Consider the following 12,424-nt stretch of genomic DNA (forward strand, 5'->3'; position numbering starts at 1 on the left):
AGAGCAGGAGGTCTTGGCAATGAACCACTCCACTCGACTGCGTCACCGAGTGACCGACGCTACTTCGCGAGATGGCAATGTGAGGAAAGCAGCGTGATTGACCTGGACACGGTGTACTCGTATTTCATCAGCTTTCCCCAATTTGCCATCACCTGGGGGATGTTCTTCGGCGCTGGACTACTTACCTTTGCCTTCCAGCTGTATCGCAATCGTGGTCAATTCTCGATCAGGGAAATGTTTGATCACTGTATTCCATTCAGCCCCTGGAAATCGAAAAGCTTCCACATGGACGTACTTATCTACGTCTACAGGAAATTCACCGACTTTGTTTTTGCCGCACCCGGCATCGCCGTCATGGCCTTCGCAGCAGCCTCCACGGATTTGATTTTGCGGCGTCTGCTTGGCGAGATGACGCCATATCATGTTGGCTATTTGGCCACTTTTATATGCACGATCGCAATGTTCCTCGCTGCGGAGTTCGCCGATTATTTCGTGCACTATCTCGAACATAAGATCCCTGCGCTATGGGAATTGCACAAAGTCCATCATTCGGCGGATTTCCTGAATCCACTTACCTCCAAGCGCGGCCATTCGCTTCCACTCGTTTATGGGGGAGCCATGGCTGGGATGATCACAGGTCCGACAGCCGGTGTCTTCATGTACGTGTTTGGCATCAGCCTGCCGGAAGCGCTGCTACTCAAATCAGTAGTGATCAAAATCTTTACCGTCTGGACGCTTGATCCCCTCAAGCACTCGCATATTCCCGTCGGCCTTGGATGGTTCGATTCCTTCCTTATCAGCCCGCATATGCATCAAATTCACCACAGCAAGCTCCAGCCGCATTGGGACAAGAACTTTGGTACAAATCTCTCGGTTTTTGACTGGCTTTTCCGAACTCGATATCGACCATCCAAGGGAGAGCAAGTTGTCTTCGGCATTTCCGGCTATAGCGACAGTTCGTTGCAGAAGTTCAATACGATCAAGGGCGCATTTATCACTCCCATGCTGAGGAGCGGCAGGACCTTAGTGAAGCTGGTCCGACCCAAACCGAATAGTACCGTTCCGATATCATCCGAACCGACAGATGCGAGCGACGCGGATGTTCGCGTCTGGACGCGCACGAGGCCTTTATCGTCGGAATGATCGAGGCGATGAAGGTCGTCACGCTCAACGAGATGGTCGTGCGCCTGCGCGGGGAGACGTGGACAATGCTGCATGAAAAGGCGATTTCCGGTTCCAATCAAGCAGGATTTGAGCCGATTTTCTGGTCGGTGGTTTAAGCAGACAGGTTTCCGGTTGGAAATTTACGCTACCGGCCGCCCCATGAATTAATCTGGCGGAAATTCGGATTCCCACCTGATTTCAAAGGCCTAATAAATTGCCTTTGAAGAGTGGCCGAGCGGCAATAACTTCCGCTTATGGGCGCGATTGCTGCCGGAAGTGCCGAATTTCGCGACGTCTGTCGCGTGGGAGGCACGGCTTGCAATTGGTCGAAGCCGCGGTGAGGGAGGCGGCGAAAAAGGGACTGCCCAAACCCGCCATTATCTGAGATAATTACAGCGGGGAGGATTGCCTCTATTGCTCGTGCAGCTGCACAGGACGGTTTCGAATCGACGTGTCGTCGAACCATCCTTGGATCCTGCCCCGTCCGCAGCGATGCGTCGGCTGTCGGCAATCATCTAGCGAACATCTTTCCTTGTTCAACGCGAGCCAGGAGCGCTTCACATGGTAACGTGGAAACCCGATCCGAGCTTTTATCCGTCACCGCGAATGGCTATGAAGGCCGCGCCGGAGACAATCGCCTATGTCGTCGCCTTCGATCCGACACGAGTGGTCCCTGACGAGCTCGCGGTCGTCGATGTCGACCCGAAATCGGCCTCTTATGGACAGATTGTAAATACCGTTGCGATGCCCAACGTCGGCGACGAATTGCATCATTTCGGCTGGAACGCCTGCTCGTCCTGCCTGTGTCCGAACGCACCACATCCGCACGCGGAACGCCGCTACCTGGTCGTACCGGGACTGAGATCATCCCGCATCCATATCATCGACACCAAGCCGGATGGCAGGAATCCGTCTATCGTCAAGGTGATCGAGCCCGGCGAAGTGGCTGAACGGGCCGGTTACTCCAGGCCTCATACCGTTCACTGCGGACCGGAAGGGATCTATGTCGCAGCACTTGGCAATGCCGAGGGCAAGGCACCAGGCGGCGTGTTCCTCATGGATCACGAGACATTCGAGGTGCGCGGCCAGTGGGAAATGGATCGCGGACCGCAACAACTTTCCTATGACGTCTGGTGGCACCTTGGCCACGATACGCTCGTCACGAGCGAATGGGGCACGCCGGATACCTTCGAAAACGGGTTGATCCCGGAAATCCTGCTCGGCGCAAAATACGGCCGACGCCTGCATTTTTGGGATTTGCACAAGCGCAAGCACCTGCAGACGATCGATTTCGGCGACAAGTATCAGCTCGTCTTCGAACTCAGACCCGCGCACGACCCGACCAAAGCCTATGGGTTTGTCAACTGTGTACTCAGTCTCGAGGACCTCTCCTCCTCGATCTGGGTCTGGCACCGTGACGGCGCGAAATGGGGAGTGACAAAGGTGATCGACATTCCGGCGGAGGCCGCCGATGCCGACCAATTGCCGCCGATGCTCAAGGGGTTCAAGGCAGTGCCGCCGCTCGTCACCGACATCGATCTTTCGATGGATGACCGATATCTCTATGTGTCATGCTGGGGAACCGGCGACCTGCACCAGTACGATGTCTCCGATCCGTTCAAGCCAAAGCTGACAGGCAAGGTCCGGATCGGCGGCATCGTATCGCGTGCTTCGCATCCAGGGGCGAGGAATGGTGCGCTGAACGGCGGCCCGCAGATGGTCGAGATCAGCCGCGACGGCCGCCGGGTCTACTTCACCAACTCGCTCTATGGAGCGATCGACGAGCAGTTCTATCCCGATGGCGTCTCTGGCTGGATGGTAAAGCTTGACGCGAAACCTGAGGGCGGCATTGCCTTCGACGAGAAATTCTTCGTCGAATGGCCAAAGTCGCATCGCCCACACCAGATCCGCCTGCAGGGTGGCGATTGCTCGTCAGATTCCTATTGCTATCCGTAATGAACGGCGTCAGCCGGTGAGGCGCCCATGAACGAGCTCTGGCCCTGGATGCTACTGGCGGGACTAGGGGCCTTCCATGGCCTCAATCCGGCGATGGGATGGCTGTTTGCCGTTGCGCTTGGCGTTCACCGGCAGAGTTCTGCCGCGGTGGTCCAGGCAGTGCCCGCCATCGCCCTCGGACACGCCGTGTCCATCGCACTGGTGGCCGGAGCCCTGGTCGCCGCCGGGCGTTTCGTCAACCAGGATGCTGTGCGCACTGCCACCGGAGGGGCGCTTGTTGCATGGGCTATCTGGCATCATGTCTTCGGACACCGACGCCGCGTACGCATCGGCCTGCGCACGGGGCTTGCGGGTCTTGCGTTCTGGTCGTTCCTGATGGCGACGGCCCATGGTGCGGGGTTCATGATCGTGCCGGCCTTGATGCCCCTCTGTCTCACGGAGTCGCCACTACGAGAAATCGGCGGCGCTGGGTCCGCGGCGATGGCGATCGCAGCGGTCGGCGTCCACACGTTTGCGATGTTGGCGGTCACAAGTCTCGTCGCCATGGCGGTCTATCGCTGGGTCGGGCTCGAGATATTGCGAAGCGCCTGGATCAATGTTGATCTCCTATGGGCAATCGTACTGTTCGTCACCGGCTCGCTGCTGTTGATTGTCTAGCAAGACGAAAAAAATCGGAGGCAATGTTCCTCATCCAGCTTCTCCGCCAAACCATGTCAGCGATAGTGCCGTTTCCACAACTGTTGTGGATGTCGGCTTCGCTGCCTGCCTTCCGCGCGGCCATCATCCGGAAGCCGACGAATTGACCTAACTGGCGCTCTTCTCCAGACGGCCGTCAGCGCCAGAATCTCTTCGTATCGAGGACGTCGTCGACCGAGGCCTGAGCTGTACCGATCAAGGCGCTCTTATCGGCATGGGAAACGACCGTGTCCTTCGCCGGATGTTCGGCGAGGCCGTGCTTCTCCAGCACATCCAGCCCAGTCGCCAGATCGTTCAAGACCCCAAGGTCGTCCTGAAGGGTCTCCATCGCAGCCAGAAATTTCTTATGTCGCTGCGCACCTCGTCTGTCGCCGAAAAGTGAGGCGAAAAACTCGGCAGCATACCGGAACTTCTTGGCATCTTTCCGGACTTCATGGCGATGCTCGTCATCCACTTTTGCCAACGAGCTGCCGTCTTTCTTGAGCCGCTTGCGCTGCTTATCCAGCACCCGCGACGCAAAATCTCTGAGTATCCGCCGACGTTTCCCGGCTGTTAGGGAGATAGGCACCGCATTCCAGCCACTGAAGCAGATCGAGCAAAAGCGCGCGCGCCCGCGACGAGTTCAACGCTTCGATCGCCTCCCGATACACCGCTTCGCGCGCTGTCTTGAGCTTGAAGACAAGATCGGCGTCCGTCGCCTTCATCAGCAATACATCGACGTTGCGCGCTTCGCCGAGCACCCCGGCCAACCATCGAAGCTCATCCTTGAGCCGTTGTGGCTCGTCGCCGTGGATTGCCGACTTGAAAAGCGAGAACGCAGATCTCAACCGTCTGAGCGCGACCCGGGCCTCGTGCAGTGCTTCCGGATTTCCTTTCGCGAGGAGCACCTCCTCGTTTAGTCGAAACTGCCGCACACATGAAATTGCGATGGCTTGGAACGCAGCGGCTGCATCCATGTCACGCTCAAGATGAATGGGTTCGGCCTTAAACACTGACTTCTGCGCTTCAATGAGATCGAAGCCGCGCTCCGCCTTCGAGCGGACACCAAACTTGAAAGGCGCGACGGGATCGATCTTCCTGGCGAACACGAATAGATCGATCGGGCTGCCGTCCTTCAGCTCGATCTCGGCTTCCCGGATCAGAGAGCGGCGGTCGCCCGACACGGCCTCGCCTTGGTCTACGACGATCTCTATCTTGGATCCGTTTTCGTCAACGTTCCACAGGCGTCGCTCGATGACGACGTCGAATGCTGGCTCAAGCTTCAGATGGCCGCCGAACTCGCCCACAAGGGGGCTCGTATGGTCAAGAGCGGGTTCGTCCCCCTCGACAGGCGTCTCCCACTCGGATCGGGCGAACAGGGACCTGCTCTTACCAGTGGCCTTTACTGTCTGGGTGTGCGCCTCCCCAACCCGCCGGATGCGGAGTGTGAAGCCTTCCTGCCAGAGCGTTCGGTCGGACGTGTCGAAGTAGGTGGAGCGCTGTTCGAGGACGCGGTCGGGCTCCCCAAGAAGATCGGAACCAAGAAGTGAATTCAGGTCTTCCGGTGAAAGGTCGAGCTTGATTTCGGTTTCTGACGACAAGGCGAACTCCGACTGCTAAAGGAATGATCCTCAGCGCTGCGTTCACTGTCATCGTTCGGTGCTACAGCGATCTGATGAAAGATAGGAAGAAATCAAGAATAGCCATGCTCGCGAGCGTCAACCAGCCCTCGGCCAGCAGCGCTGCCCGCGACGTTCAGCAGGCGGGTGCGATCTGTTATAGACGTAACGGCAGCGGTCAGCTCAGCGTTCTTCTGGTCGGGAGCCGGAGAAACGGAAGATGGGGAGTTCCCAAGGGGCACCTTGATCCGGGTGAAAGCAGCCAAGCCGCCGCAGGACGGGAATCCTTTGAGGAGGCGGGCGTTGTCGGCGCTGTCGATACTCGCGTGTTCGGTTCGTTCAGCTACCAGAAGGACAGCTCGCCGCATCGCTATCACGTCGCTGTCCATCTTATCCAAGTGTCCGGACTTGCGAACGAGTTCCCGGAGAAGGCAGTCCGGAAACAGACATGGTTCCCACTGGACGTCGCAGTCCGCGGCGCAGCGCAGCCGGGCCTGCGAACTTTGCTAATCCAACTGCGGGCGGCTGACCTTTGAGGTTTGGTTTCCCCAGATCGCTTTCGAAGGCGCTCAAGACGCAGAGGAAGGTTACCAAGCTCGTCGAGGCTCTCCTACGTCCGCCCCCGCGCAGACGCGCGAGATCGATCAAACCTGCGCTCGAAACCACAGCCTCTTTCGGAAGTAACCCCGGAGGGCTCAGAATGAAATCGTTTGTCCCTGCTAAGCTGCCGAAGAATCCAGCGCTCGTCCTGGTACTCCACGGATGCAATCAGACGCCCGAGAGTCTGGACGCTGCGAGCGGCTTCTCACGGCTTGCTAAGGAGAGGGGCTTCGTTCTTCTCTTTCCCGAGCAGACGAAGAGCAACAATGCGCAGGGATGCTTCCATTGGTTCCGACCCAGTGCTGTCGCCCGCGACCGCGGTGAGGTGCTGTCCATCAAGCAGATGATCGAACAGGCATGCAATCGGCACCGGATCGACCGCAAGCGTATCTATATCGTGGGCCTTTCAGCAGGAGGTGCCATGACGGCAGCACTCGTTGCCAACTACCCAAGCTTGTTCGCAGGCGCGGCGATCGTGGCAGGCATGCCGTTCGGCGGGGTGCGAGACGCGATGTCGGCGCTCCGAGCCATGAAGTCCGGTGCATTGACGCCATCGGCTGGATGGGGCAGCAGGGTTGTCGAGGTATCACCTGGACGCCAGGCGTGGCCCCCTATCAGCATTTGGCACGGGACAGCGGATCGGGTGGTTAATCCGACGAATGCGGATGCGAGTATTGACCAATGGCTGGAAGCCCGCGGGCTCGACCGAAACTCCGGCCTTGTTGAGAAGAAGGCATGGGGCGAACTGCGTTCATGGAGGACCGCTGGCCAGGCTCAGGTCGCGTCCTATTCGATCACCGACATGGGGCATGGCCTTCCTGTCAAAGTGCGCAGTGGGGCGTCAAGATCGAAGGACCCATTCGTACTGGCCGCTGAGATCTCCGCTCCAGTTGAGCTCATGCGTTCGTGGGGGTTGTCGCGACGGTGAGCGGACTCGTGGAGCGATATCAGCCACGGTGTGTGCCAATCCTGAACAGCTTCACAGATGGACGCTCTATCTGGACGTCGGCGGGTGCGAGCGCGGCAATCGATCTCGCGATCGCGTTGGTGGAGCAGGATCTCGGCGAAGAGGTTGCGCGAGCGGTCGCGCGGAAGCTCGTGGTCTATCACAGGCGCCCCGGTGGCCAGTCGCAGTTCTCAGAACTTCTGGACCTCGTCCCGAAATCAGACCGTATCCAGCGCGCGCTGACGTACGCACGGCGCAACCTTCAGACAGAACTCTCGGTAACCGAACTGGCAAAGGTCGCTAGCCTCAGCCCTCGCCAGTTCAGCCGGGCCTTCCAGGCGGAGACCGGGCAACCGCCTGCGAAGGTGGTTGAGCGTCTTCGCGTTGAAGCCGCTCGTTTAATGATGGAGCAGAGTCGGCATCCGATCGACGTGATCGCGCGCCAGACGGGGTTTGCCGACCGGGACCGCATGCGTCGCGCTTTCCTTCGCGCGTTCGGATTACCTCCACAGTCGATCAGGCGCTCAGGAAAGAGCGACCCGATTGATATCGCCGAGAGCGCAGTGCAGGCGTAGGGAAGTCTCTGGGTGTCACAACTCAATCCAGCAGCGGCAGGAGCGGGTCAATGACGCTCTTCTTGCAGCCTATTCCTTCTTTCAGCAAGCAGCTCGTGATCGACCAGGGATCTGCCGACGTCACTCACGCTGGCATCACCCACCAGTTCTTCGGTGAGGCCAAGTTCATTCAGCCTCTTGCAAACAGCGGCGGGGAGCGAGCCGGCGTCATGTTGATAGATCCGCACCAGCCACTTCCATTCGTCGGCAGTCATGTCTTTGCGTGTAATCATAGTCAGCCTCCGTTTGCCGAATTCTGGTATTCGCTAAACTATAGCACGATTTTGTCGCAGGACGTTATCGAGAGCATGTCATAGAAGTGCGCGGCAGTCGGACCGCGTGGCAGGTCGCGATGGCAAAACCTCAGGACGAAGGTTTCGAACATGAGCCGTCAACAAACAACCAACGATCCGACTATCGACGCCGTTTTCACCACAATATCATCTCCCAGCTCGACCATGGCGTGAAATCCTCGATGCAACCCTGGAATACGGCACTTGCGACCGAAGGAGCACTCGGCCCCTGTTCTAGAGCGGCCAGGTCCGAAGCCATCGCGCGTGGCTTTACCTCTCTGGCCCGGATGAGGTTTCGCTAGACCCTCGAACCAGGCGCGGCGGTCGCTGGTGAGGTCGGCGGACGATGTTCACGGAAGGCTGCCGCGAGCGTGCGTAGAGCCTCACGGGATCTTTTGTCGGTGAGGGTCGAGAACATAATGATCTCGGTGGAGGGCAGGGGCGGCAGACCGAAGCGCTGGCTGACCTCGACCGTGCCAGGAGGGGCAAGCCGACAGGAGAAGGCCGAAATGGCGAGGCCCGCGGAAACCGCGGCTGTCACCATTGATGACGTGCCGCCAAGGAAGACTTCGGTCCATGCCATGGAAACAGCGTCCAGTGCACGCGTCGCGATATCGCGGACACCGCAGGCGGGGGAGAGCGCAGCAAGCCGTAAAGGCTCGCCCTGACGGTGTTCGAACTGCGGGGCCGCGAACCAGCCGAAATGCTCGGGTCCCAGCACCTCGCCGTCGCGCCTGTCATCATCACGCCGAATGATGGCGGCATCGAGCTCTCCGCGATCGAATGCGTCCAGCAATACGCGCGAATGGTCCATCCGCACTTCTATGGTGAGGCCGGGATCGTGGGCGTTTAGCCGCGCCAGAAGGGTCGGGACTTCTGGTCCCGCGACATGCGCGGCGATGCCGAGGCCGAAACGGCGCCGTGCCGCCGACAACCCGGCCATGGCGCGGTCATGGGCCGCAAGGAATTCGCGGGCACCCGTGAGGAACACGGCACCTTGCGCCGAAAGGCGCACCGAGCGGGGCGTGCGCTCGATCAGCCGCTGGCCGAGCCTCGCTTCAAGGCGCTTGAGCTTCACACTGATCGCGCCCTGGGTAGTGCCGAGCGCCTCAGCGGCGTGGGTGAAGCTCTGAAGATCGGCGATGGTGACGAACGCCTGGACGGCGTCCACGTCCAGAGTGGCCATGGCAATGATCCGAAATTGTTATCTCTGATATGTTCAATCATCCGGTTCAGTCATGGTCAAGGTTTCGCTATGGAGAAATCCGTCGAACCGAAACACGTCCCCGCGCCCCGCCCCGAGTGGAGTTCGCCGCTGCCATCTTTGCTGCCATCCTCAATGATGAAAGACCGGACCATGACCCTTGCCGTATCCGTAAAAACCCGCAGCAGGAGCGCCATAGCACTGGCCGCGGTTTGCCTGTCCGCACTTATGTTCGGCCTCGAGATCTCCAGCGTTCCGGCAATCTTGCCGACACTGGAACAGGTGCTGCACGCGGATTTCAGGCAGCTTCAGTGGATAATGAACGCCTACACCATAGGCGTGACGATGGTGCTGATGGCGACGGGTGCACTGGCCGATCGCTTCGGCCGCAAACGGGTGTTCGTCACCAGCATCGTCGCATTTGGCGTGGCTTCTCTGGCCTGCGGGATGACCGAAAGCGTTCCGGTGCTGATCGGCGCCCGTTTTTTTCAGGGATTAAGCGGTGGCGCGATGCTTGTGTGCCAGATCGCCATCCTTTCGCATCAGTTCCGCACGGCGCGTGAGCGCGGCATGGCCTTCGGATGGTGGGGCATCGTCTCTGGAGTGGGACTGGGATTCGGGCCGATTGTCGGTGGTGCCATCGTCGCGTTGTGGAGCTGGGAATGGGTGTTCCTCGTGCATGTCGTGGTCAGCATCCTTGCATTGTTGCTGGCAGCCAGTGGGGTGCGGGAATCGCGAGATCCGGAGGCGACCCATATCGACCTCATCGGTATCTCGACACTGTCTGTAGCGGTGTTCTGCTTGGCTTTCTTCATCACCCAAGGACACGATCTCGGCTTCGCAAGCCCGGCGGCGCTTTCGATTTTATCTGTCTCGCTCGTCAGTTGCGTCGCGTTCCTCATCGCCGGAAAACTAACCCGAAGGCCAATGTTCGATCTGTCTGTATTCCGGATACGCCGCTTTTCGGGCGCCATCATTGGCTCGGTGGCGATGAATATCAGCTTCTGGCCGTTCATGATCTATCTGCCGATCTGGTTCCAGGCGGGCCTTGGCTATGACAGCGTTGCCGCCGGGCTGGGGCTACTTGCTTATACGTTGCCCGCGCTGGTCGTGCCGCCATTGGCCGAACGACTGTCGCTGCGATACCAACCCCGCCTTGTCATTCCGGCGGGGCTTTTCACCATCGGCCTCGGCTTTATGCTGATGAAGCTCGGAGGTGACGCCGAGAATGCGAACTGGCTGACCATGCTGCCGGGTTGCATCTTGGCAGGGGTCGGGCTTGGCCTGACCAACACGCCGGTCACCAATACAACAACGGGGGCGGTTCCTCCCTCGCGCTCCGGCATGGCGTCGGGCATCGACATGAGCGCGCGCATGATCTCGCTGGCCATCAATATCCCGATCATGGGGTCGATCCTGGTCGAGGGTGTGCTGACGTCGCTCAGGACCAACATGCCGCTCGACACGGACATATCCACCCTCCGCTCTCTGGCTGAGTTAATTGCCGCAGGAACAATGGGAACATCGGGTCAAAGTGTATCAGATATTGTCGTTCACCAAGCACTCGCGGAAGGATTCGGGCGCGTCACGCTCTACGGTGGCGTGAGTGTCTGGGTACTGGCAGCGATGAGCTTCATGGTGTTTGGAGGTCGTGGATCGACCGCTTCGGCTCAAGCGTCTATGTAGCGCTCGAGACACAGGCGTATGGCGACAATGTCGCCATTTGCGGCTTGCATTTCGCCTTTCCCGGCTTGGGCAGCTTCGTCAAAGGCGGAGACGCTTATGCTGGCGCCCCTGACGGAGCTTCGAGGCATTGCCCGGGACAATCAGCAGGCGGATGTCTATAATCTGACGGCTATACGCGCTGCCAGCGCGTGAATATCTGGGTGAGCTCTGCGCGGAAGCAGGTGAGATGGCGAGGGCCGACGAGCAGGTGTCATCGCTGAGCAATTTTGCCCAAGCATCTGCGAGGAACTCAGGGAGCTGCAAAAGGCCATCGCGCCGCAATTGACGAGGACACGCGCGCATGGGCAGGCGGCAGAACCGCCTGCCCTCAACAAACTGGAGGATATGATGGAAAACGCACCAAGCCGGCCGCGGCTGGCCGATATCGTTCTTCTTCTGGGCAGGCTTCTTTTGTCCCTGATATTCCTGCATGAAGGCTTGTCACTGGCGGCCAACATCACCGGGACCATCGAGACTTTCGCTGCGCTGGGCCTTTCGGCGCCGGTTGCGATCGCTGTCATAGTCCTTCAAATCGGCGGCGGCCTTTCTGTTGCGATGGGTCTTCTCAGCCGGTTTGGCGCGGTGGCACTGGGCCTCTTCTGCCTGGCGACTGCCTTTCTCTTCCACACCAACTTTGAAAGCCAGAATGAGATGCTGCATTTCGAGAAGGATCTGGCAATCGCCGGAGGCATGTTGGTTCTGGCCACAGCGGGTGCCGGGTCAATATCCATCGCTCGACTGATCAAAGACCGAACAAATGCCATGCCGCGATGGCTTGGCGCCGTGCTCTAGCGCTTCCGTTTCAATGGGCGGGGGTAGACGCAATTCGTCACGCATTCAATAGACTTGATTACGATGAAAGATGAATGGTAAAAGTGATCCTGGTTTCACCGGGCAGTCCGATAGAAAGCTCTCAGTGCAAGACACCCAAGAGCTCTCCCATTAAACAATAGAAGACAAAGATCGCATGAAAAAAGGGTTTGAATTGAAGGCCGCAATTCCCGACGAGGACGATGTGCAGGCCGCCAACCCCGCCCGTTTGGGAGTGCGTTTGCGGCTTGCGCGCCAGACGCGCGGCATGACGCTGAAGGCACTGTCAGGCGCGGCCAATTGCTCGGAAAGCCTGCTGTCAAAAATTGAAAATGGCAAGGCGTCTCCGTCGTTGCCAATGCTGCACCGTCTGGTGGGAGCACTGGATACGAATATTGGCTGGATGTTCGAGGAATCCGGCGGAGAAGAGGGTATTATCTTCCGTGGGGGCACCCGGCCGCTGATTGCACTTGATCCCCTGCGTCGTGGCGAGGGGATCTCACTGGAGCGGATCATCCCCTATTCGGCCGGCCATTTGCTTCAGTGCAACATCCATCATATCGAGGAAAAAGGGGAAAGCGCCGGCCCGATCCAGCATGCCGGAGAAGAGGTCGGGTATCTCCTTTCGGGCGAGATCGAGCTGATTGTGGACGGGAAAAGCTTCATGCTTTCCGCCGGCGATGCCTTCGTCTTCAACTCTGAGCTCCCGCATCATTATCGCAATGTCGGGCAACAGCGCGCCAGCATCTTCTGGGTCAACACGCCAGCCACATTCTGATCCCCCGCGAGCACTTTCGGAAACGTCAATTCAAGAGACT

At 58.9% G+C, this 12,424-nt stretch carries 11 protein-coding genes and 4 pseudogenes; 11 read left to right on the forward strand and 4 right to left on the reverse strand.

What is annotated here, in order from left to right; all coding sequences use genetic code 11:
• Positions 1-459: 459 nt before the first annotated feature.
• From AC1D2R_RS18485 to AC1D2R_RS18500, 4 genes and pseudogenes are all read left to right on the forward strand, one after another.
• A pseudogene (locus AC1D2R_RS18485) lies at positions 460-885 on the forward strand (sterol desaturase family protein); the annotation flags it as partial.
• Between the two features lie 206 nt (positions 886-1,091).
• Positions 1,092-1,190 (forward strand): annotated as a pseudogene (locus tag AC1D2R_RS18490) (IS630 family transposase); the annotation flags it as partial.
• Positions 1,191-1,725: 535 nt separating this feature from the next.
• Positions 1,726-3,120, forward strand: a complete 1,395-nt coding sequence (locus AC1D2R_RS18495; RefSeq protein ID WP_477969178.1) for a selenium-binding family protein — start codon at positions 1,726-1,728, stop codon at positions 3,118-3,120.
• A 27-nt stretch (positions 3,121-3,147) separates the two neighbouring features.
• Positions 3,148-3,777 (forward strand): hypothetical protein, encoded by a 630-nt coding sequence (locus AC1D2R_RS18500; protein ID WP_477969180.1) that lies wholly within the window; start codon positions 3,148-3,150, stop codon positions 3,775-3,777.
• A gap of 175 nt (positions 3,778-3,952) precedes the next feature.
• Here AC1D2R_RS18500 and AC1D2R_RS18505 read toward each other — a convergent pair whose 3' ends face one another.
• Complete coding sequence (locus AC1D2R_RS18505) at positions 3,953-4,324, reverse strand: CHAD domain-containing protein (RefSeq protein WP_477969182.1); 372 nt, start codon at positions 4,322-4,324, stop codon at positions 3,953-3,955.
• The gene (locus AC1D2R_RS18510) at positions 4,314-5,396 is read right to left on the reverse strand and encodes a CYTH and CHAD domain-containing protein (RefSeq protein WP_477969184.1); all 1,083 of its coding nucleotides are present in this window, start codon (positions 5,394-5,396) and stop codon (positions 4,314-4,316) included. The genes AC1D2R_RS18505 and AC1D2R_RS18510 overlap by 11 nt, the downstream gene beginning before the upstream one ends.
• A gap of 74 nt (positions 5,397-5,470) precedes the next feature.
• On the opposite strand from AC1D2R_RS18510, the gene AC1D2R_RS18515 reads away from it, so the two are divergent.
• The 3 genes and pseudogenes from AC1D2R_RS18515 to AC1D2R_RS18525 all read left to right on the forward strand — a co-directional run.
• Entirely contained in the window at positions 5,471-5,950 is a 480-nt protein-coding gene (locus AC1D2R_RS18515) for an NUDIX hydrolase (protein WP_477969186.1), read from the forward strand.
• The gene (locus tag AC1D2R_RS18520) at positions 5,947-6,942 is read left to right on the forward strand and encodes an extracellular catalytic domain type 1 short-chain-length polyhydroxyalkanoate depolymerase (protein WP_477969188.1); all 996 of its coding nucleotides are present in this window, start codon (positions 5,947-5,949) and stop codon (positions 6,940-6,942) included. The genes AC1D2R_RS18515 and AC1D2R_RS18520 overlap by 4 nt, the downstream gene beginning before the upstream one ends.
• 65 nt (positions 6,943-7,007) lie before the next feature.
• Positions 7,008-7,535, forward strand: a pseudogene (locus AC1D2R_RS18525) (GlxA family transcriptional regulator); the annotation flags it as partial.
• A 47-nt stretch (positions 7,536-7,582) separates the two neighbouring features.
• Here the strand turns inward: AC1D2R_RS18525 and AC1D2R_RS18530 are convergent.
• Positions 7,583-7,807: a hypothetical protein gene (locus AC1D2R_RS18530; RefSeq protein WP_477969190.1), complete on the reverse strand. Its 225-nt coding sequence runs from the start codon at positions 7,805-7,807 to the stop codon at positions 7,583-7,585.
• A 358-nt stretch (positions 7,808-8,165) separates the two neighbouring features.
• Positions 8,166-9,053 (reverse strand): LysR family transcriptional regulator, encoded by an 888-nt coding sequence (locus AC1D2R_RS18535; RefSeq protein WP_477969192.1) that lies wholly within the window; start codon positions 9,051-9,053, stop codon positions 8,166-8,168.
• A 171-nt stretch (positions 9,054-9,224) separates the two neighbouring features.
• Here AC1D2R_RS18535 and AC1D2R_RS18540 point away from each other — a divergent pair, with 171 nt between their 5' ends.
• The 4 genes and pseudogenes from AC1D2R_RS18540 to AC1D2R_RS18555 all read left to right on the forward strand — a co-directional run bounded on the left by AC1D2R_RS18540 (position 9,225) and on the right by AC1D2R_RS18555 (position 12,384).
• Positions 9,225-10,757, forward strand: a complete 1,533-nt coding sequence (locus AC1D2R_RS18540) for an MFS transporter (protein ID WP_477969194.1) — start codon at positions 9,225-9,227, stop codon at positions 10,755-10,757.
• Positions 10,758-10,865: 108 nt separating this feature from the next.
• Positions 10,866-11,072 (forward strand): annotated as a pseudogene (locus tag AC1D2R_RS18545) (tetratricopeptide repeat protein); the annotation flags it as partial.
• Between the two features lie 69 nt (positions 11,073-11,141).
• Positions 11,142-11,588 (forward strand): DoxX family protein, encoded by a 447-nt coding sequence (locus AC1D2R_RS18550; RefSeq protein ID WP_477969408.1) that lies wholly within the window; start codon positions 11,142-11,144, stop codon positions 11,586-11,588.
• Between the two features lie 175 nt (positions 11,589-11,763).
• On the forward strand, positions 11,764-12,384 hold the full coding sequence (locus AC1D2R_RS18555; RefSeq protein ID WP_477969196.1) for a cupin domain-containing protein: 621 nt from the start codon (positions 11,764-11,766) through the stop codon (positions 12,382-12,384).
• Positions 12,385-12,424: the final 40 nt, after the last annotated feature.

The sequence above is a fragment of the Rhizobium sp. P1_C7 genome, assembly GCF_056406295.1.